The 19,628-nt window shown below is 40.8% G+C and carries 21 protein-coding genes; 9 read left to right on the top strand and 12 right to left on the bottom strand.

The window, feature by feature from the left end:
• Window positions 1-146: 146 nt before the first annotated feature.
• Window positions 147-1,913, bottom strand: a complete 1,767-nt coding sequence (locus tag FNW02_RS20890) for a tetratricopeptide repeat protein (RefSeq protein WP_191759423.1) — start codon at window positions 1,911-1,913, stop codon at window positions 147-149.
• Complete coding sequence (locus FNW02_RS20885) at window positions 1,903-3,195, bottom strand: ATP-binding protein (protein ID WP_191759422.1); 1,293 nt, start codon at window positions 3,193-3,195, stop codon at window positions 1,903-1,905. Before FNW02_RS20885 ends, FNW02_RS20890 begins: the two co-directional genes overlap by 11 nt.
• Window positions 3,196-3,526: 331 nt before the next feature.
• Between FNW02_RS20885 and FNW02_RS20880 the strand changes: the two genes are divergently transcribed.
• Window positions 3,527-3,733: a hypothetical protein gene (locus FNW02_RS20880; protein ID WP_191759421.1), complete on the top strand. Its 207-nt coding sequence runs from the start codon at window positions 3,527-3,529 to the stop codon at window positions 3,731-3,733.
• 354 nt (window positions 3,734-4,087) lie between these two features.
• On the opposite strand, the gene FNW02_RS20875 is transcribed toward FNW02_RS20880, so the two are convergent.
• A complete protein-coding gene (locus tag FNW02_RS20875) occupies window positions 4,088-6,061 on the bottom strand; it encodes an N-6 DNA methylase (RefSeq protein WP_225225797.1) in 1,974 nt (657 codons plus the stop codon).
• Between the two features lie 602 nt (window positions 6,062-6,663).
• On the opposite strand from FNW02_RS20875, the gene FNW02_RS20870 reads away from it, so the two are divergent.
• Both FNW02_RS20870 and FNW02_RS20865 read left to right on the top strand, forming a co-directional pair.
• Window positions 6,664-6,909 carry a helix-turn-helix domain-containing protein gene (locus FNW02_RS20870; RefSeq protein WP_191759419.1) on the top strand — a complete coding sequence of 82 codons (246 nt, stop codon included), beginning with the start codon at window positions 6,664-6,666 and terminating at the stop codon, window positions 6,907-6,909.
• A 56-nt stretch (window positions 6,910-6,965) separates the two neighbouring features.
• Window positions 6,966-8,003, top strand: coding sequence for a hypothetical protein (locus FNW02_RS20865; protein WP_225225796.1), 1,038 nt, complete (start codon window positions 6,966-6,968; stop codon window positions 8,001-8,003).
• Between the two features lie 144 nt (window positions 8,004-8,147).
• On the opposite strand, the gene FNW02_RS20860 is transcribed toward FNW02_RS20865, so the two are convergent.
• From FNW02_RS20860 to ndhC, 3 genes are read right to left on the bottom strand one after another with little or no spacing between them, the layout of a single operon-like run.
• Window positions 8,148-8,678 carry an NAD(P)H-quinone oxidoreductase subunit J gene (locus tag FNW02_RS20860; protein ID WP_191759417.1) on the bottom strand — a complete coding sequence of 177 codons (531 nt, stop codon included), beginning with the start codon at window positions 8,676-8,678 and terminating at the stop codon, window positions 8,148-8,150.
• A complete protein-coding gene (locus FNW02_RS20855; protein WP_191759416.1) occupies window positions 8,671-9,408 on the bottom strand; it encodes an NADH dehydrogenase subunit K in 738 nt (245 codons plus the stop codon). Before FNW02_RS20855 ends, FNW02_RS20860 begins: the two co-directional genes overlap by 8 nt.
• A complete protein-coding gene (gene ndhC / locus FNW02_RS20850; RefSeq protein WP_162399779.1) occupies window positions 9,399-9,761 on the bottom strand; it encodes a photosynthetic/respiratory NAD(P)H-quinone oxidoreductase subunit C in 363 nt (120 codons plus the stop codon). Before ndhC ends, FNW02_RS20855 begins: the two co-directional genes overlap by 10 nt.
• A 195-nt stretch (window positions 9,762-9,956) precedes the next feature.
• Between ndhC and FNW02_RS20845 the strand changes: the two genes are divergently transcribed.
• The 6 genes from FNW02_RS20845 to FNW02_RS20820 all read left to right on the top strand — a co-directional run bounded on the left by FNW02_RS20845 (window position 9,957) and on the right by FNW02_RS20820 (window position 12,334).
• Window positions 9,957-10,292: a rubredoxin gene (locus tag FNW02_RS20845; RefSeq protein WP_191759415.1), complete on the top strand. Its 336-nt coding sequence runs from the start codon at window positions 9,957-9,959 to the stop codon at window positions 10,290-10,292.
• A gap of 101 nt (window positions 10,293-10,393) precedes the next feature.
• On the top strand, window positions 10,394-11,416 hold the full coding sequence (locus tag FNW02_RS20840; protein WP_191759414.1) for a photosynthesis system II assembly factor Ycf48: 1,023 nt from the start codon (window positions 10,394-10,396) through the stop codon (window positions 11,414-11,416).
• Between the two features lie 200 nt (window positions 11,417-11,616).
• Window positions 11,617-11,865, top strand: coding sequence for a cytochrome b559 subunit alpha (psbE, locus tag FNW02_RS20835; RefSeq protein WP_162399775.1), 249 nt, complete (start codon window positions 11,617-11,619; stop codon window positions 11,863-11,865).
• 9 nt (window positions 11,866-11,874) lie between these two features.
• A complete protein-coding gene (psbF, locus tag FNW02_RS20830) occupies window positions 11,875-12,015 on the top strand; it encodes a cytochrome b559 subunit beta (protein WP_162399774.1) in 141 nt (46 codons plus the stop codon).
• Window positions 12,016-12,024: 9 nt separating this feature from the next.
• Complete coding sequence (locus tag FNW02_RS20825; RefSeq protein ID WP_015209609.1) at window positions 12,025-12,144, top strand: photosystem II reaction center protein L; 120 nt, start codon at window positions 12,025-12,027, stop codon at window positions 12,142-12,144.
• A 70-nt stretch (window positions 12,145-12,214) separates the two neighbouring features.
• Window positions 12,215-12,334 (top strand): photosystem II reaction center protein J, encoded by a 120-nt coding sequence (locus FNW02_RS20820; RefSeq protein ID WP_073644363.1) that lies wholly within the window; start codon window positions 12,215-12,217, stop codon window positions 12,332-12,334.
• A gap of 179 nt (window positions 12,335-12,513) precedes the next feature.
• Here FNW02_RS20820 and FNW02_RS20815 read toward each other — a convergent pair whose 3' ends face one another.
• From FNW02_RS20815 to psbO, 6 genes are all read right to left on the bottom strand, one after another.
• A complete protein-coding gene (locus FNW02_RS20815; RefSeq protein WP_191759413.1) occupies window positions 12,514-12,633 on the bottom strand; it encodes a photosystem I reaction center subunit VIII in 120 nt (39 codons plus the stop codon).
• Window positions 12,634-12,744: 111 nt separating this feature from the next.
• Window positions 12,745-15,474: a hypothetical protein gene (locus FNW02_RS20810; RefSeq protein ID WP_191759412.1), complete on the bottom strand. Its 2,730-nt coding sequence runs from the start codon at window positions 15,472-15,474 to the stop codon at window positions 12,745-12,747.
• Between the two features lie 303 nt (window positions 15,475-15,777).
• On the bottom strand, window positions 15,778-16,026 hold the full coding sequence (locus FNW02_RS20805) for a hypothetical protein (protein WP_191759411.1): 249 nt from the start codon (window positions 16,024-16,026) through the stop codon (window positions 15,778-15,780).
• Window positions 16,027-16,056: 30 nt separating this feature from the next.
• On the bottom strand, window positions 16,057-16,884 hold the full coding sequence (locus FNW02_RS20800; RefSeq protein WP_191759410.1) for a hypothetical protein: 828 nt from the start codon (window positions 16,882-16,884) through the stop codon (window positions 16,057-16,059).
• A gap of 164 nt (window positions 16,885-17,048) precedes the next feature.
• Window positions 17,049-17,825, bottom strand: a complete 777-nt coding sequence (locus FNW02_RS20795; protein ID WP_191759409.1) for an RNA polymerase sigma factor SigF — start codon at window positions 17,823-17,825, stop codon at window positions 17,049-17,051.
• A 915-nt stretch (window positions 17,826-18,740) separates the two neighbouring features.
• Window positions 18,741-19,577, bottom strand: coding sequence for a photosystem II manganese-stabilizing polypeptide (psbO, locus tag FNW02_RS20790; protein WP_191759408.1), 837 nt, complete (start codon window positions 19,575-19,577; stop codon window positions 18,741-18,743).
• Window positions 19,578-19,628: the final 51 nt, after the last annotated feature.

Raw genomic sequence — 19,628 nt, 5'->3', positions numbered from 1 at the left:
AGATTTGACCACAGCGAAAATTTTATATTCAAAGTTTATCAAGGATGGCGATCGCGTGATAATTTAGCATCAAATAAAGAGTTTCACAAGACACTTAAGCCAATGCCAAATTATAGGAAAAAATAATTTAATTTAATTTTTAATTACTAATTACCTTGTATTGCTATGTCGAGTTTTTCTAAATTTTGACGGACATTAACAGTACGAGGATGATTTGCGCCCCAAACTCGCTGACAAATATCTAAAGCTTGCAAATAAAGGGGTTTTGCTTCACTGTAGCGTTCTGTTACACGATAGATTTCTGCAAGATTGTTGAGACTTTCAGCAACATTAGGATGGTTGTCTCCTAACAGATGTTTATCAAATTCTAACGCTTTTAAACACAAGGGTTCTGCCTCATTATAACGCCCCTGTTCTCTGTACATATAACCAAGAGCGTAGATGGTATCTGCCAAAAGAGGATGAGCCTTTTGTAATACACGCTCTTTAAGTTCCAAGGATTGTAAAAATAATGGTTCAGCTTGGTCATAACGTCCTTGAGCACGGTATATTAATCCCAAATTATGAAGGTCTGTAGCCACATCGGGATTATCTTCTCCTAAAAAATGTTTATCTAGTTCTATTGCTTGTTGTGATAACGGTTCAGCTTCACTGTAGCGTCCTTGATGATAATAGAGTAGCGCTAGATTATTTAGTATGAGAGCGAAAGAGGGATGGTTTTCACCAAGCAGCCGTTTTCCCAATTCTAATGATTGCAGATACAGAGGTTCTGCTTCGTCATAACGTCCTTGTTCATCGTATAGTAGTGCCAGGTTGTTAAGACTAGCGGCAACATCGGGATGGTTATCTGCCAATAAGTGTTTTCTTAATTCCAAAGCTTGTTGATATAGAAGTTCCGCTTTGTTGTACTGTCCAGTAGATTTGTAGAGTCCCGCTAAGTTATTGAGACTAGTAGCAAAAGCAGGATGATTGTCTCCCAGCAGGCGTTTCCTCAGTTCTAAAGCTTGTTGATACAAGGGTTCAGCTTCACTGTAGCGTCCTGTAGCACGGTATAGTCCTGCTAGGTTATTAAGACTAGTGGCTAAGTCTATCTGTAAACCTGATTCATTTTGCAGTTCAATCGCCTTACGCCAATATTTTATCGCTAATTCCTGTTCTTCTTGATAATTCTGAGATTCCCCTCTATCTAATCTGCTGCGGTAAATATCAGCCAACCTTGAATATAAGGTAGCCAAGCTGGGATCTCTAACTCCTTTTTCCTGTTCTATCTTCTCAATTAAACTTTGTAAATCTTGAATGGGCAAGAAAAAAGGATTATTTTCATTAGTATCTGTGCTAGCTAATTCTGTGTCTCTAAAAACAAAGCGTATAGGTTCTAATTCTTTACAAGCAATAGCATTCGTTTTTTTAGATACAAACCGAAAAACACCATTACGCCAACTCCAAAAATCAGGAGCTTTTTTAATTAAGTTGACTAAAATTTGGTTAGTTACCCAAAGCACGATCGCAAAAGGAAATTCACGTAATCCTTCCCGTGTCCATTGTAAATAACCAAAAAATTTTTCCTGTTCCGATTGCTCATTCCCCAATCTGAGAAAATAAAGTTGCTCAGCACCCGTTACAGTAATCACCGCTGGATTACGCTGACGCAGATATTCTTCTTGTTGTACAAGTTGATTAAGAGCAGCTTTCAAGCTCGGTTCCTGACGTGCTAACGTCACTCGATATAAACGGCAAGTGGATTGTAATTCGGCTTCATATTGAGCAATAATCTCATCACGAAAGTTAGCATCATCGCAAACTGCAATCAGTAAATTCAATCCTTGTTTTTGAGCTTCAATAGAAACGATTAAATCATCATAAGCATCTTGATTGTCTCCATCTTCATCATCTATAAAATCCTCATTCAACATGAATAACTCCCTGGACTTTCAAGCTTTCTATAATAATTGGGTGAACATCATACCAAGTTTCATCAGTGCGATATTCCAAAACATATAGTCCATGTAGCAAATCCAAAAACTCTGTTTGTTTAGGGTCATCGGGCATAAATTGCTTATAAATACTTTGCAAAATATCTATGTCAACTTTTCCTAAACGTATAGAAAAATCATTGCGTATCTTATTGATTGCTTGGAATAGAATTTTATCATCAATAATAACTTGCGCTGTTGGATTTCGCCGAATCATTCGCAAACAAATACGGCAACATTCTTTAGAAATCCGAATTAGCTCTCGTAAAACACCACCACTGTATATCACAATTTTTTCAGATGTTTCTGCTGCTATTAATTCACTAGAAATCCGTTTTCGTAAAACTGCACCGAGAATCTTTGTTGCTTCAGGGCGTGGCTGAGCATTAGGCAGTCGATTTTTACCTTTCTCAAATATTTTTAATACAGGCATTGCCACAACTTGGTCGTTAGTCTCAGTAGCAATTATTGTACTAATAAACGTTTCGCGCAGTACAGCAATTGGTATAGTATAGATAATCCGAAAATTAGGTTGACAAAGAGCTTTGATGTTGTCTCTATAAATTTCATTGACTCTTCCTAAATCAAGTTTATCTAAATCATCAATAATTACTAATACATCTTGTTTTGTAGCCGCTTGAATAAGAGCAGCTATTTCATTAATTCTGGCAACCAAATCTGATATTTTACGTTCAAACTCTTGCTTAATTTCATCCCTAACAATAGCATCAGCTTTTAATTTAGAGCTAATCAACTTTAGTAAATCAAACCCAATTGCAGCTTCTATCTGCAAATTTAATTCTTCAGTGCGAGTTCTGGTAGCAAACCACTTATAAAGAGCTTCCTTAGTTGATTGAGGAATTTCAACTCTACGGGCTTCCGCTTCGGTCATTAAATTAACTGCGATCGCAAACAATATATTAATATGATTAACAGCCGACATTTCAATTTTGTCAGCAATAGAAAATAAAACTACAAAATATTTATTTTGAATTTGTCGGCTAAATTCAGCTAATAAAGTAGACTTACCACATCCCCGATGTCCTGTAAAGACAATTTTGCCATCTCCATTAGGGCTATCTTCCACTAATTGGTTCAGGTCTGCAATCAAATCATCACCATATTCGACTCGAAATCTTTCCATTTCGTTCTGTTCCATCAACGGAAACAGTTCGAGATTGCTGTATGCTTCTTGAAAGGAGTTTAATAAGTCTTTAGACATTGGATAGTGCCGTAAACGTGCTAACTATCCATATAATGGCTCATGATTTTTGCAGCAAAAGTTTAGGCAAGTGCAACCTTACCAGTTATGTCAATAAATTATTACTAAGTAGCTAGTAACTTATATTTTCAAAACGCAAGCTGTACCTCCGAGAATTGTAACGAAAAAATGAGTAATAAAGGCTTTTAATAAATAAAAGTGAATAGCATATTATACATTTGATGAATTCTAATAAAAGATGAATTATACCTTTGAAATAGCGAAAGTTACTTAACAGATAAATAAAATAAAATTTTCAGTTATAAAATTTAATTTTCCGTATCCTGTGCTTATGTCTCCTCTGCCTATTCTTGCTACAGTAGCGGTTACACAACTTACGGGAGCGGTTACACAACTTACGGGAGCGGTTACACAACTTACGGGAGCGGTTACACAACTTATGGGAGCGGTTGCACAACTTATGGGAGCGGTTGCACAACTTATGGGAGCGGTTGCACAACTTATGGGAGCGGTTGCACAACTTACGGGAGCCGTCTAACTAGTGACAGCAGTGGTCTTTGTTACAACATTGGTCGTCTATAAAGTATCTGCCCATTCACGTACACGGTCATGCGCTACTTCTGAACCTGTGCGACGGTACGCTTCGAGAGCGGATTGGCTCTGCTCAACCGTTTGAGCTTCAGTAAGAGGTTGCAAATTCAATGCTGGGTCTATCTCACCATACTCAAATAATTCTTCTGTCGTTTGAGTAAAGCGATGTCTAGCTTGAAAAGTGACGCTCCTGCGTCGCTAACAGAACGGCGGAAACCACCGCTCTAACTTTGCGCTTCCGACGCAAACGCGATTGTTCGCACTGGCTCGACTTTTCGCTGCGACAGGCTACGCCTACGCACTAATTACCATTGAAATCAAACTTGGCAACACTACTACCCAATAGCTCTAAGCAGGCTCTCCTTGTTAGCTCTCGTGCTTCAATTCTTTCATGAATAGCCTGCTGTACCATTTTTGTTACTTTTCCCTGCAACAATTTGTCTTTTGGAATAGGTAATATAAGTTCATTAATCCGATCTCCTAAAGAATCAATAATGTCTTGAGTAAATCTCTTGGATTTAATCTGCTGTTGAACAGGAACAGAACTTAATGCCGCGAGCAGTAGATAAGGGGAAAGTTTAGAAGTATCAGTTACACGAAGCTTGTATAGGTGACTTTGGTAAATAATGCGAGTATCATATTTTGTAACAAATGCACAAGTACCAATCAGATAAGTCCCATCTCGCACCATCAAAATGTCTCCTTCTTGAACATCTTGTTTTTTGGCATAAGTAGCATAAATTTCTTCACTGATACAATGTTTTGGATCTACTTTTATTTCCCAATTAGATATGTCAGAGGTGCGAATAAAAGGTATATCTCCATTTCCATAAGCGAGCTTACCTACTTCATCTCCTGTACTAATTGTTATCACTCCTGATGAAACTAAATCCCCAAATTTTATTAAGTGATGAGTATCTTTAAGCAGTTGCAGCGAATCATTAACTTCGGGATTGTAATATCTAGGAGCTAAAACATTATCTACGATTTGATTATCGGAGATGCTATAGCCCAGATGACTATACTTTTTTGGTATATTGCTTAAAAATTCATGGTATTTCCTACCAATTTCAGGTAGTTCATCACATCCAAGTTGTCTTCCCCTGCTATCGTGACCACACCATTTAGCTTCTGCCATGAAGATTCTGATTTTGCCACCATCTAATTCTCTTTCGGACTTCTTTTGAAAAAGAACTAAGCAGGTTTTAGTGTGAGTTCCTCCCTTCCCTGAAATTTTAAAAAGAGATTCTGGCATACCCAGTACTGCTTTGATGTATGCATATTCTCTAATATAATTAATAACATACCGATAATTTTTACTAGATATAAGGCTTTCTGGAACGACCATGCCTATGCGCCCATTAGATTTCACTAAAGAGAGGCAGCGTTCAACAAAAAGTACCTGTGGTGGAACGGAGTTTTGAAGTATATCAGATCTGACAAATTTACATGTTTTCTTATCTGTTTTCCACTTATAACCGAGCTCAAAAACTTTCTGCACATTGCTTATTACCGACACAATACGAGAGCCAAAAGGAGGATTGGTCACTACACCATCAAACGTGCCCAAACTGTCTTTCAATAGGAAATTTCTTTCTCCTTCTGCTACCCAAGCAAGCGAGTCTGCACAGAAAACATTAACGGGTGAGAGTGTAACCAGCGACAAGCGAGCTGCTGCGAGATTAACTAGATAGTTATCTTTATCTACTCCAAAAACACTGTTGGAGATATCGTTTAGAGAAACACCAGCATTAACTAGACTACGTGCTATGGCATTGAGAAACCCGCCTGCTCCACAAGCTGGGTCAATGAATCTTTCTCCTGACTTGGGGTTTACAAGCGAAACTAAAAGTTCAACGGCATTTTGAGGTGTAAAAAACTGTCCTTCTTGTCCTCTAATAGTAGAACCTATAAAAATTTCGTAGGCGTCCCCAAAAGGGTCACGGCTCCAGTTATCAAGGTTGATTTTATCAAGTTTATGATCAATATACGTGATGCTTGCTGGGTCAAGCAATAATTCTTCTCCGTGGCTAAAAATAGCCTGTGTACCAAACAAGTTGGGCAGTAAATCACGTAGCTCTGAGAATGCTTTTCTATACTGCTTGGCAACTAAAAAGGCATCGTTGTTATCAAACTGTAATTGCTGCTTTATAAGATACAACTTGCAAAAGAGACACTTAATCACCTCTACTAGCAGTGCTTCGTCACGAGTTGCTCCTACGTATTGACCAGCAAGATAGTTGCGGATTTGGCGGTAAGCTTCTTTGTAATCCAAGCCCTCACTGGCTTCTGATGGTAGCAATGACAACTGCTCATGATTCTGAAGCCTATTTTTCATCTTCTGTGATAGAGTTTTTGATTTTCATATTTTGATTAAATGAAATACTAAAACAGATTCTGTTATTAAACAAGTCTTAATAGAAAATTTTGACTTTTGAATCATAACCACTTGAAGTTACTGGCTTAGCTTGTTCTCTGGAACTACTTAGCAAGAATTTCTTACTGCTGGCTTTGAAGTTACTGGTCTGTCTAAGAGACAATAGAGAACTATTGAGCAAATTAAAATAAAACAGCCCTAGTAGTCTGCCAAGGAAACTTTGCATGGTGATAGGCTGAGGAAGCTGGAGAGGCTGGGGGAGAAAAAGCATTATTGAAAAAGAATTATTTCTCCCCCTGCTCCCCCTGCTGCACCTCTCCCCCTGCTTTGCCTACACGGCAAAATTGGGTTGGTGAACTACTAGTTTCAGGCTATTTAGCAACCCAAATTTGTTAGCTACGAAGCTAACGCAGATAAGTCTGCTACTAAGACCGTTAAAAAAGTCGATTTTTGACTATTCTAAATCAGACTTTAAGATCTGAGGCAATGTATTTCAAAACATGCCAAAATCTCTGTTTTCCAAGGATTACGCAGTTTTTCTGGCAGTTCTCATAGAAACCAGAAAAAAAGCTGGTTTAACACAAGAACAAATTGCTGATCGCCTTGGCACAACTCAATCGGTCATTAGTAAGTGTGAACGTGGTGAAAGAAGATTGGATATTGTTGAATTGCGTCAGTGGTGCAGTGCGATTGACATCGGATTGCTCAATTTCATTGCCGACTTCGAGGAACGCTTGAGCGAATAAATATGCATCCGCTTCAGGTATCTATTGAGCAGGCTTGTAATGCAGAGCGCTTCAATATGACTAATCTGTATCAAGTTGCATTGCCATTACTCAGTAGTGATTCAAGAATATCACAGCTGATCATGCCTATCACTGCACAACTTTGCAGTGAAAACTATCTCCGTTTAGCCAGTGGGGCAATTTTACGACATGTATTCCTCATTGAACTTGTCAAAGTTCCAAAAATAGATTCGACTAAATTCCGAACACGTTGGTTTGAGCAACTAAATGGCGATCAACGGTATTGCTCCTTTGATGAATGTCTTGAAATTGCCATAGACCTTATTTCAAAACTAGATCAGTGGTTACAAACGCCAGAACATAGAGAAAGCTTAGAACTATTTTTCAGATACCCACTACTTCCCTACGAAGCACCTATCGACTATCTCGCTAAGCCTGCTATATCTGATAAGACTACAAGGATACATCGACTTGGTAATGTAGCTTGGACATACACTCAAACAATTCTACGCACGTTAAAGCTGCGAAAATTTCTGACTCAAGGCGAGACTAGCCCGGATGCAAAATTTTTCAAATTGGTTCTGAGGGATAAGATCACAGTTAAAACTTATCTGACTGATCGTGCTTTAACTGGTAATTTCAAAACCAACAGAGAAAAGCGATGGGAAACGCATCCGCATTCAGTTCAATTTGCTGACCGCCGAACTTGCATGGAGATTGAGTACGTTTTAATTGAACAGCTTTGCACTTTTGATGGTTTTCCAGCTACATCAAGACAAGCACTTGAAAGGGAGAAAGTTCTCTTTAATACACAGATAGTGTTTCAATGCCCAATCACACTCATTCCTATGTCCTTTGAGAAATTCGAGGCGGAGCTAACAACCCGAACGCACGGCAAATCAAGCTTCCAAGTTGGTCATCTTAACCCGCTGAAGCTCGATGATCCTGCAAGCACTACATCTGGACACACCGCTGACAACATAAGCTGGATTTCCGATGACGGCAATCGCATTCAAGGAAGCAGAAGTCTAGACAGCATCCGAAAGCTGCTTAAGCAAATTGCAGATAACTATCAAAAACTTAAACTTCATTAGCTAAAAATTAGCTAAGTGCCAAAATACATTTATTACTAAATAAGTACAGTTGAGCATTTGCAACTCATGCCCTTGTAAAAACATAACCCCTCTCCGCCACCGGAAAGGGGTTAATCACTACTGAAACTCAGAACTCAGCACTAATTAATAAGCATCTTGCAACTCGTAAAAATCAGGCGAGATGTAATCCTTTCGCAAAGGCCAACCTACCCAATCTTCCGGCATCAAAATCCGCTTGAGATTTGGGTGTCCTTCGTAGATAATGCCAAACATATCGTAAGACTCGCGCTCTTGCCAATCTGCGGTCTTCCAAATCCAGTACACTGATGGCACAGTGGGGTTTTCTCGTGGTAAGAACACCTTAACCCGAACTTCTTCAGGGCGATCGCTATTATCACCGACTTTAATCAAGTGATATACACTGACCAATTCCTGTCCTGGGCCGAGGTCAACACCACCTTGAAACTGGAGATAATTAAACCCATAAGCATATAGGGCTGTAGCGGTGGGGAGCAAAAAATCTGGCTCCACCTTAATTATCTCTACCCCGTTCTTGTCTGGTTCTAAAAACTCATGGTCAAAACCATTTTCTGTTAACCACTGAGAAACTTTACCCGCTTTTACCAAGAACTCTTCTTTGGCTGCTGGTACTGGTTTAGATTCTTCTTCAGCCACGGGTTTGTTCCTCCTTTTCGGCCTTTGCTGTTAACAGCGCAGGTGGTATTGGCATACCAATCGCTTCCGTCAATTCCTTCGGTGGTGTAAAGCGAGTTTCTGACTGCATATACTTACCAGTTAAAATTTGCTCAACTGGCTTCAAGTTATGGGTCGTGCTGTAGTAGCGGTGAGTTTGCTTGATTTTACCCCGCTCTTGCATCGAATCATTGGTGATCTTCTTCCGCAGCTTAATAATCGCGTCGATAATTGCTTCGGGACGAGGAGGACAACCGGGCAAATACACATCCACAGGAATCAGTTTATCAACTCCACGCACTGCCGTAGGAGAATCAACGCTAAACATCCCGCCAGTAATCGTACAAGCTCCCATCGCAATTACATACTTCGGCTCTGGCATTTGCTCATAAAGACGCACCAGTTGAGGAGCCATCTTCATGGTGATTGTGCCTGCCGTAATAATTAAATCGGCTTGGCGAGGACTAGAACGGGGAATTAGCCCAAAACGGTCAAAGTCAAATCGTGAGCCAATTAAAGCTGCGAACTCAATAAAGCAGCAAGCAGTGCCAAATAGCAATGGCCACAGACTAGAAAGCCGCGCCCAGTTGTAAAGATCATCAACCGTGGTCAGAATGACATTTTCTGAAAGGTCTTGAGTGACTGTGGGGCGCTCAATAGGGTTGATGATTCGCTCTTTGTCCTGAGTTGTTAAGTTAGAATTCAAGACCATTCCAAAGCTCCTTTACGCCATGCGTAAACTAAAGCGACTACAAGAATTGCAATAAAGACTAGCGCTTCAATAAATGCCAATAGCCCCAAACGATGGAAAGCTACCGCCCAAGGATACAAAAACACCGTCTCCACATCAAAGACGACGAACACCAAGGCAAACATGTAGTAGCGGATATTAAACTGAATCCAGGCTCCCCCAATGGGTTCCATGCCAGATTCATAAGTAGTGCGTCGTTCCGGGCTGGAACCACTGGGTCGTAGGAGCTTGGACGCTGAGAGCGCTAGGGCAGGCACTAGGCTACAGATTATGAAGAAGCCTAGAAGGTACTCGTAACCGCTGAGGACAAACACAATGAATATCTACCGCTTATAGTGTAAATAAGGCTGTTACTTTCTTTTACATTATATCTTTTTGACTTTTCTGAAACCTAAGAAACAGATGCACTTCAGGTATTTGATTCGTTTTGGCTGATGATAGAAAAGTCTAACAATTATGTCATAATTTTTAACGTATATTTAAGATTTTTTCTCTGTGAGGCCTTAGCCATGAGTGAACCAGCTGTTGAGACTCCAGTGCTAGACCGCTATGAGTGTCGCGCCTGCGGTTATGTTTACGAACCCGAAAAAGGCGACGACAAGCATGATATTGCTTCAGGGACACCCTTTGCAGAACTACCTATAAATTGGCGCTGTCCAGTTTGTAGTGCTAAAAAGACCGCTTTTGCCAACATCGGCCCAGCAGGTACAGCATCCGGTTTCAAAGAAAATCTCGGTTACGGTCTTGGTGTCAACAACCTAACGCCAACCCAAAAAAATATCTTGATTTTTGGTGCTTTGGCTCTTGGCTTCTTGTTCTTTATCAGTCTCTACGGCTTACAATGACACATGTTACCTTTTTGACCTACCTCGGAGGGTGGCCACTGCCTTAAGGTAAACCTTTTAGAAAACCCTTACACAAATTTAGAAACAACTAAGAGATACTGATGCATTCATTTGTGAGAAGTTGGCAACGAATATTTGCCTTGTTAATCGTAGTCCTCATGTGTATAGGCTGTAGCAAAGTTCCCTCCGTTAGCTACAACCCCTGGAAAATTATTTCTGTGCCGACAGACTCAAATCTACTGGATATTTCTTTTACTGAAAATCCTCAGCATGGCTACTTAGTAGGTAGCAACGCTACACTTTTGGAAACAAATGACGGTGGTTATACTTGGAAACCTCTAACACTCGAACTGGACGAGCAAAAGTATCGCTTTGACTCAATAAGTTTCGTGGGTAAAGAAGGCTGGATTGCTGGAGAGCCAGGGCTGCTACTGCATACTACTGATGAAGGTAGTTCTTGGTCACGCATTCCCTTGAGCGAAAAGCTACCCGGTAGCCCGATCGCAATTAAAGCACTAGCCGAGAATACAGCTGAAATGGCTACTGATGTTGGAGCAATATATCAAACTACGGATGGCGGCAAAAACTGGAAAGCTAAGGTGGAATCAGCTGTTGGTGTAGTGCGTAACATCGAACGTTCTGCTGATGGCAAATATGTTGCCGTTTCTGCTAAAGGTAACTTCTACTCAACTTGGGAACCAGGACAAAATGCTTGGGTTCCTCATAACCGCAATAGTTCGCGACGAGTAGAAAATATGGGTTTCGCTGACGGTGGTCAGTTATGGATGCTAGCAAGGGGAGGTCAAATTCAGTTCAGCGATCCAACTAAACCTGACGAATGGCAAAAGGCGCAATATCCAGAACCGTCCACCAGTTGGGGTTTACTGGATTTGGCATATCGCACACCCAACGAAGTTTGGATAGGTGGCGGTAGCGGTAATTTGCTACGCAGTACCGATGGTGGCAAAACCTGGGAAAAAGACCGTGAGGTCGAAGAAGTAGCTGCTAATTTGTACAAGATTGTTTTCTTGAAGCCAGATCAGGGATTTATAATCGGCGATCGCGGTGCTTTGCTGAAATATATCCCAAACCCTGAAACAACTTCCCCACCAGAAGCAACTTAGTAATCAAAGAAGCAAAGGAGTCGAGGAGAATAACTAATACCCAACGCTCAATGACGCCAGTTGCTACAACGCAGGGAACCTCTGCAACGCACTGTCTCCCCAATGTCTAATTTCTGAGAAGGACGTTGCAACTTGTAACTCTTTCTAAACTTTGTAGGATAATAAACTCAATAACATTCTTTGTGAAGGTAGGGATCTAAATGTCAGGTACTACTGGAGAACGTCCGTTTTCGGACATCATTACCAGCGTTCGTTACTGGGTGATTCACAGCATCACCATCCCAGCATTATTTATTGCAGGTTGGTTATTTGTCAGCACAGGGCTGGCTTATGATGCGTTTGGCACACCCCGCCCCGATGAGTATTTCACACCAGCGCGCCAAGAAGTGCCGATTGTGAAAAACCGTTTTGAAGCTAAAAAGCAAGTTGAACAATTTATCGGAAAGTAGTTTGAGATCATGACTAGCGGCAATAACATCAATAATCAACCAGTTACCTATCCAATTTTTACGGTTAGATGGCTTGCAGTTCACACCTTGGGTGTACCAACTGTGTTCTTTCTAGGCGCGATCGCCGCAATGCAGTTTATTCAACGCTAGGAGAAATTTATGGAAAGATCGCCCAATCCTAATAATCAACCGGTTGAACTAAACCGGACTTCATTGTACCTAGGACTTCTACTAGTTTTTGTTCTGGGTATACTATTTTCCAGTTACTTCTTCAACTAATTAGAAGTACTGTTGTTAATCTTTGTTTATTGATCGTGTGTTGATTTGTTGTTAAGGGAGGAGAAAAGCTGTGTCTGGAAGTGGGAGAATTCCCCTGTGGGTCGTCGCTACGGTCGCAGGTTTAGGTGTAATTACTGTTTTAGGCATTTTCTTTTATGGTGCCTACGCCGGACTCGGTTCTTCGATATAACAATAGTCTGAACCGAATACTATAGAGTCTGAATTTTCTAGTAATTGTTGAAAAATCAGCGTAAAAAAAACCGCCTGTCTCCATGAGATAGGCGGTATTAATTTTTAGTCAATAGTTTAGAAAAATCTACCACGGACTTGAGCACAATCGCTTACCCAACAACTTGACTAATGACTACATCAGCTGGCATCACTGATATCATCGCTTTCCATATATAAAAATAGAAATGCGAAGACCACACCGGGCAAAATCCAACCAATTGTGTAAACCAAGATAGAAGGCAAAAATGGAGCTGCCATAGTAAAGATTCCTGTTTAATCACACTACAATTCAAAATGAGCTTACTGCAAATTCAGCCTGAATTTTGAAATTCTTTCATATTTTTAACACAGACTATTTTTGAAGCATCTTCACATACCCAGTAGTTCATCTAGCTGTAAAATCGGCAAGTCGGGAGGAATCACAGTCCGCACTATTGTGACTTTGTGACTCTCCTGTTGAGTTACCATATCTAGAGCGATCGCCTCTAAGCGAATTTCTAAACAGCCAAAGGGAATATTTAATTGAGTCATCACTTCCAAACCTCCCCAGGAGTTAGGCAGCAAATTTGTCAGCAAATGGGGGCCATCTAGCAACCCGCGAGTTTGGCAATCCTCAACCCATAACTTAATAACAACTTGCGGGTGTACATCAGGCATTTCTACGCGCACTGTTATAGACTTGCCAGCAATCAGTTCGCCGCCTGGCACATACAACTGTGGAATTGGCAAAGGGTCAATTATTGCCGCAGTCATAGGCAAAGAGTGGGATGAATTTAACAGTGTTTGTGCCTCTTGTTCAGAGAGGTAGTTACTTGTCACATCGGCTGGTAATTCATTATGTGTATCATCTATAACAATTTCTTGCGCCAACCAAGCTGACACTGTCTTAATAAGAGAAGAAGGGGGTAGTTGTGGTAATGGATGCTGTAAAAATGAGGAGTTTCCTGATACATTTTCTGTTTCTGGGTGTCCCTGTGTCTCCATCTCCTCTACTTCCACCAAGTTCGTGTCTGCCTTTGTTTCCGTTTCAGTATCTAAATTTAATGACAAGTTGACATCAACAGTTATAGTTTCAGCACTAAGCAAAACCGACGTCTCTTGGGCTGGAACATAGGTATCGTCTTGGTACTGCAAATTGATAGATTCAGGCGAATATCCTTGAGTTTGCATCCACTTCTTGATCAGGGGTGACGAGTGAGAGCTAGCCGCTGTGATGGATTCTGCACTAGAAAAGGTTACTTCGGCTATAGATTCATCGAGGAATTCTGCACTCGACAGGGCTAATACTTCTGGTGCAACAGATTCATGCTGGAATTGGATATCGTCTGTCACCAATTCAGGTGTATTTTTATCCTCTACTACAGTTGTGTCTAACTGCGGCAATTCCTCAGCAGCTTGAAATTCCAGTGCATTTGGTACATTGTTTTTTACTTCTTCTCTACTATCTGGCAAAGCTTTTAGCCGTCTCAAGTATGGAAAAGTTGGGTTGAGCATTGGAGATCGACGATGCTTGATAACCAACTGCTCTAAATTGATGGCAGCCATTGTAGTATGGTTCTCCACAGGTTCCTCCTGTGTAGGGATTTCTGCAACAAGAGCAGTGACAGTGAGCGCCGAAGTTATTGCAGCAGTTTGGCTAGGAGGCAACTTTGGCAATTGAGGCGAATGCTCAGTTGCGGAATTCTTGAGTATAGATGCTCGTAGGGCGGCTTCTCGCAAAACTCGCGGGTTAATTCGCGGTGGCAGGGGTTTCTTTGGGGATGGATTAAATATCTGAGACTGGCCTGTTTTTGGGGCTTTGACCAGATTGAAAAGTTCCAAATCGAGGCTGACAGATGCCTCTGGCTCTGTGAAGGCAGCAAGTGGTACTGATAATGCGCTAGATTCTGACACTTCTGGTGTGCTAGGCTTTGCTACTACTGTCATTGCCAGTAATTCTGTTACATCTGCTGTAATTGTGAAGGATTGGCTGGCTAAACGTATGACTTCATCAAGATCAGTAATTTCACCATATAAACAGATATCTGCCAAAATTAGTTTAGATTCACAGTCAACAGGAACATCAATTGAGGTGTTGATTGTAAAGGGCAGTACTTGATTGGGTAATGATTGCCGTACCTGAGCCAGGATTTCCGACTTTAAAGGCGATCGCAGTTCAATTCCTAGTTCAAGCGTACAGAGGCTTTTTAGGGATAATGTTTCAGCTAAATCTAAATCTGTCTCTTCCTTTAATTCAACGTGCCCATTGATTGTGAGAGCTTGCCCCCAACGAGCAACATAAGTTTCCTGATCTAAAGTTAGTGATAATGGTGGCGGTGGTTGCGTTGTTATAGAATCTGTCACCGTTTCATCTTCCAGCAAGGGTTCAGAAGCAGGTAGAGCTAATTCTATCAAGTTTTGTAAAATCTGTTCTGCCGTCTCACCTTTAAGCCAGACAGGGCTGACAGGCTGATCAATTTCTTTAGTTTCATCTAATAGAGTAGTGTTAGTAGGACTCCTGTCTATAATAATTCCCAGTTCTGCGGGAATTGCAATGGCGTCATCTAACGTCATTGCGGTTTCTGCTACAGTGGATACCAAGTTAGCATCAGAAATAGTATCTGGGTAATCAGGAACTAACGGTTCCCAGGTAGACTTGTGTAGCGCAGCTTCTCGTTTATTAGTTAAGTTGGTAAATAATGGAGTAATGCAGTCATGCGTAGAATTGGATTCTGCATTTTCTCCTTCTCTCCCTCTTTCCCCCTCTATTTTCTGAGGTAAGACTTGCAGTAGAACTCTGTATTGCCAGGATTTACCTAGTAGATCCGACATTAAATCGCCAGAGCAACGCAACTCCCAGACTCCCGGATTGAAGTAGGTAAAGGGAATTACCGCCATTAAGCCTTCAGAGTTAGTGCGACGCGATCGCCTAAAAATTCGCCGCTTTGGTGGAACTTCTTGGGTTGAAGAGTGAGAAACCCGCACTTCCACATCTGTATTAGGAAGGTTAGAACGAGCCAAAACTCTATATTCACCTTCCAAAATTTCTACATTTGGCGATTCCAGGGTATGCCAGGAGCGATCGCCCTGTTTTTGTATCAGAAATTGCCAGTGTTCCATTATAAGTTATGCCCAGACCGAAGAGCCGCTGAGTAATATTTTGCATTACCTTGCTTGCAAGTTTACCTCAGCAATTTATAATTGCATCACCTAATTATGATGCTTTGATTTACACACTGGCAAAACTGACTTGAGTGTAGCAAGTCAAGGTTTCAGAACACTTCTACTTACCTAACTTCTAGCACTTTACCTGGGCGCGTAAAGCCAATTCAATGCGTCGCCGTTTCGCATCTGATCAATGCAACGCCATTTTGTGAGTTTCTCCCCTCGATTCTTTCGGGAAATTAATATTAACTCAAATTGTCAGAAGACAAGATAGCGATTTTGATAGTAAGTCAAAATTTCGTTGACGCGTTGCCGACTTTCTAAACCAGAGTTGGCTGTCCAAGAAATCCACAAGCCACCAATTTGACTTTGATTGTAATCAAACTCTTGGGATGACTGAGAAATCAAATCCACTTCTACCCCTTCTACTTGACGCAAATGAACTGCTATCTCTCTATAAACTGCTAAAGGCAAACCAGTAAATTCAATTTTTTCCTTGTTCTCCATCTTAAATAAAGCTCCAGCAGTAACAAGATTTTAAAGCGGCATTGCCATCGAAACAGAATTATTAGTAGCAGATGCAGCTGATGACGTTGACTTGGCAGGGCTTTCCCCTACCATTTTGGCAACCTCAATACCATATTGTTCCAGAATTACGACAGGATTATAGCCTTCATTCATTTCAATACGTTTAATCAGCACACCGTTCGCTAATCGCTGTCCTGCCTGCACATAACGACTTGTCGGCTCATTCGGCACTTTGATAATTGCCTGGGGTTCTCTACCAATTAGAACTACACCAGTTACAAGAACTGCCTTTGCTAACTCAGGTTGTGCTGGTGGTGGTAACACAGATACTAAAGTAGGATTAGAAATAACTTGAGGCAAAACTTTAGGTAAAACCGAAGTCAACCTAGTACTGGGTCTTTTCGCTATTTGTGTCGAAGAGATTTTATTTTTTTGTTGATTTAAAGCTGTGCTGCTGACTGGAAGTTTTCGGCCTACTATCGATGCAGTAGGTAGGCGAGGCAACACAGGCACAGGTCTTGCAGCTGTATTGTAGGGCATTGCGGAAAGCGTCTGTCCGGCAATTTGAGCAAACGGGTCAGTCCGCCCTTTTGATACCACGACTACTCGCTCTGTGGCATTAGTCGGTTGAATCAGGTTGAGAGTTGCAGAAGCAACTTGTGAAACCTGTTTGGCAGGCACTACTGGATTTTTAAAAGATTGAATTGCTGGTTGCGACTTTGCTGCCGTTTGGGGAATTGGTGTAGGATTAATCGCTTGTTGTGTATCTTCAGAAGCACATCCAGCGATCGCCAAGGTTAAAATGGCTGCAACTGCAATTTTGGAATTTTTGCCCATGAGTTTTTCTCAAAAGCCATTAGAAAATTTACTTGTGGAAAGCAACATGCCTGAAATTAGTATCAAAGGCGAAGTCTGTTCCTTTATAACCTAATTTTTTGCATTTCAAGGGTTATTTTTAGCACTACTAGCCCAGCATAACTGCGGTTTGAGTTTGTTTGCAGTTAATCCTCTGCTACACCCATGAGGTGTTTCATCAAATCCAGACCTTTCTTGACTCTACGGGAAACCGTTACTACACTAATCCCCAAATGCTCTGCTACTTGTTTTTGTGTCAAATCCTGTAAAAAGACACATTCTAATACTTCGCGGGTGCGTTTTTCGAGTTGCAGTAGTGCTTGTTGTAAGCGAAGCTGATCTTCTTGTGCTAGTTGAAAGCTGCGGTAGTGAGGATCTGGAACCAATTCTCCCAGGCAAGTAGCACCTTCTTCTCCATCCTGGATTGGCACATCTAAACTCAAAGGGGCACGATTAACCCATGCTAATTTAATTTCTTGCCATTCGTTTGGAGAAATTTCCAGTGCTGCTGCTAATTCCGAGTCGGTAGGTTGGCGATTGTATTTTTCACGCAGAGAACGTGCAACTCCTATTGCCTGCTGTTGTAGTGCTAACCATCGCCGAGGGATTCGTACGGTGACACCTTTGTCTCGGAGGTAGTGTTGAATTTCACCCCGAATATAAGGAATGGCATAGGAACTGAATGCATGCCCCTTGGAAATTTCAAATCTTTCAATAGCTCGAATTAAACCCAAACAGCCAACTTGTAGCAAATCCTCGTAGCTTTCATGACATTGATTTAGCCAGTAGTGAGCTTCTTTTCTCACAAGTCCAAAATTGAGTTTAACCAGTTGATTACGAACATTTTCTGACCGAGATTGCTGATACTCTCGCAACAACTGCCAAATTTCATGTTTCAGTTCATTGGTGACTGTGGTAGGCATAGCACCATTTTTATTTAGTAAATAAATAGTCAATTTCTAATTTTTAAACTCAGCTTTGATTACACGATACAAAATAAAATACCGCGCTAAATGTCTTAGTAAATCCTATGGCATATAGAAAATTTTTTGTGGGATAAATGCCATAATTGAATTGACATTGAGCAAAATTTAAATGGACGAAACTGGTATTTATATTTGGGATGTCATGTAGTTTTTTAAAACCACATGGAAACAAAATATAAAATTAATTACTAAATATCAAACCGAGATTGTACTTAATTTGATTAATTAATTATGAAATTAACTTATAAATACAAAATTATATTGTTCAAAACTTTGTTGGATGAGTAAAATTTGCATTCACTGTAAAATTACGTATTTGCTCAAATGATATTTCTCCCATCTTTAGAAAATACTGATACAAAGCGGAAATGTTTATGTATATTCACTGAAGTCAATAAAAAAAGGGCGAGATGCCCCTTGTTGTACTTCAGTTCGTAGCCATTTAGCAAAAAACCCGCTTATTACCCTGAAAAACCTATCCATTAACCATATTTTTTTTAACAAGCTTGTAACCCTTATTTGATAAGGCTCGCAAGGCTGAGATTTTATCGCTATTTTGACAAATCAGACCTGACTATTCTCGACAAAAACTCAATTTTATTGAGAATTAGATCCGAAGATATAAAGGTTTGATTATTGATGAGCGTAGACAAAAAGACAATTCTGAGAGCGAACTTACTGCGCTCAGAACTTCGGGAGTAGTTTGTCATCAGACATAGCGATCGCAAATGTTAATAAAGATCTGAGTAATGGATAGCTTTTCAGAGAAGTAAAAAAGTTAAGTTTTGTGATGAAACCTGATGCTTACAGAATTGTAATTCTGTGCCAGTCAGTTGCATGACTCAAGAGCATTTAGCCACGAGTCGGCTCAACTCGACCATAAAATAGACCGCGAATCTTGACTTCTTTTGGTTCGCCAGCACCTAAATCAGTATCAGATGGCTGTTCGCTCTCAAAAGTACCAGCAATTTCACCACTAGAGCTATCGATTTTAGCTACTTGCAAAGAAATTTTGCCATTAAGAATTTCAGCACGTTTAACGTTAGTGCGGGTAAGTTCTTCATCATCCGCTTGGGCGGGGAGAGCCACGGCATTATCGTAGCCACTAACAACACCACGACCTTTAGGATCTAGAAAAGCAGCACCACGATAGGAAGGAACTTTGAAAGTGCCTTCAAAGTCCGTGGAGGTACTAATACTGGTCAAATTGGGTTGTGTTTGAGCAACCAAGTTTTTGATGGTGAACAGGAAAGGTACTCGTTCACCACCAGGAAGTTGCACAGTGATAGCTTGGAAGTCAAGACCATCAGTTTCCACAAAGGTCAAGCTATTATCTGGGTTGATTTTCAGGTCACCTTGCACCTGGTCAATAGTGGAAGTATATCTGGTCAACAATTTGCCAGCAACAAATTCTGCTTCTTGGCGTTTATTAGCAGGTTCTTCTTTAACAAAGAAACTAGTTGGTTCCAAGCAAAGTTCTTTGATGGCATAAGACTGGCTAGCATCAAGGGGAATCGAACCACGGCGTGTTTCTGCTAGTTGGGGGCATTTGTTAGCTAAGCCAGTGCCTCGAATTTGTTCATAAGTAAGTACATCCCTACCACTACTAGTAGAAGAACCATCACTACAAGCAGTTAGTAGACCCAGGCACAAAGCCAAGAATCCAACAATTAAAGCGCGATACCTCATAATCAACCTCAATTTCAAAAATTAATTTCTAAGTTGTAGAACTGCTTTGGA

It is taken from the genome of Komarekiella delphini-convector SJRDD-AB1 (genome assembly GCF_014831675.1).
Taxonomy (GTDB): domain Bacteria; phylum Cyanobacteriota; class Cyanobacteriia; order Cyanobacteriales; family Nostocaceae; genus Komarekiella.
Note: the sequence above shows the minus strand (reverse complement) of the source record. Positions and strands in the feature narration are given on the sequence as shown.

Coding starts and splice junctions, on each gene's coding strand:
- FNW02_RS20840 (WP_191759414.1), top strand. CDS start 10,394: ATGCATTCATTTGTGAGAAGTTGGCAACGAATATTTGCCTTGTTAATC.
- psbE (WP_162399775.1), top strand. CDS start 11,617: ATGTCAGGTACTACTGGAGAACGTCCGTTTTCGGACATCATTACCAGC.
- FNW02_RS20810 (WP_191759412.1), bottom strand. CDS start 15,474: ATGGAACACTGGCAATTTCTGATACAAAAACAGGGCGATCGCTCCTGG.
- FNW02_RS20795 (WP_191759409.1), bottom strand. CDS start 17,825: ATGCCTACCACAGTCACCAATGAACTGAAACATGAAATTTGGCAGTTG.
- FNW02_RS20825 (WP_015209609.1), top strand. CDS start 12,025: ATGGAAAGATCGCCCAATCCTAATAATCAACCGGTTGAACTAAACCGG.
- FNW02_RS20870 (WP_191759419.1), top strand. CDS start 6,664: ATGCCAAAATCTCTGTTTTCCAAGGATTACGCAGTTTTTCTGGCAGTT.
- FNW02_RS20845 (WP_191759415.1), top strand. CDS start 9,957: ATGAGTGAACCAGCTGTTGAGACTCCAGTGCTAGACCGCTATGAGTGT.
- psbO (WP_191759408.1), bottom strand. CDS start 19,577: ATGAGGTATCGCGCTTTAATTGTTGGATTCTTGGCTTTGTGCCTGGGT.
- FNW02_RS20805 (WP_191759411.1), bottom strand. CDS start 16,026: ATGGAGAACAAGGAAAAAATTGAATTTACTGGTTTGCCTTTAGCAGTT.
- FNW02_RS20815 (WP_191759413.1), bottom strand. CDS start 12,633: ATGGCAGCTCCATTTTTGCCTTCTATCTTGGTTTACACAATTGGTTGG.
- FNW02_RS20880 (WP_191759421.1), top strand. CDS start 3,527: ATGTCTCCTCTGCCTATTCTTGCTACAGTAGCGGTTACACAACTTACG.
- psbF (WP_162399774.1), top strand. CDS start 11,875: ATGACTAGCGGCAATAACATCAATAATCAACCAGTTACCTATCCAATT.
- FNW02_RS20855 (WP_191759416.1), bottom strand. CDS start 9,408: ATGGTCTTGAATTCTAACTTAACAACTCAGGACAAAGAGCGAATCATC.
- FNW02_RS20890 (WP_191759423.1), bottom strand. CDS start 1,913: ATGTTGAATGAGGATTTTATAGATGATGAAGATGGAGACAATCAAGAT.
- FNW02_RS20800 (WP_191759410.1), bottom strand. CDS start 16,884: ATGGGCAAAAATTCCAAAATTGCAGTTGCAGCCATTTTAACCTTGGCG.
- FNW02_RS20865 (WP_225225796.1), top strand. CDS start 6,966: ATGACTAATCTGTATCAAGTTGCATTGCCATTACTCAGTAGTGATTCA.
- FNW02_RS20885 (WP_191759422.1), bottom strand. CDS start 3,195: ATGTCTAAAGACTTATTAAACTCCTTTCAAGAAGCATACAGCAATCTC.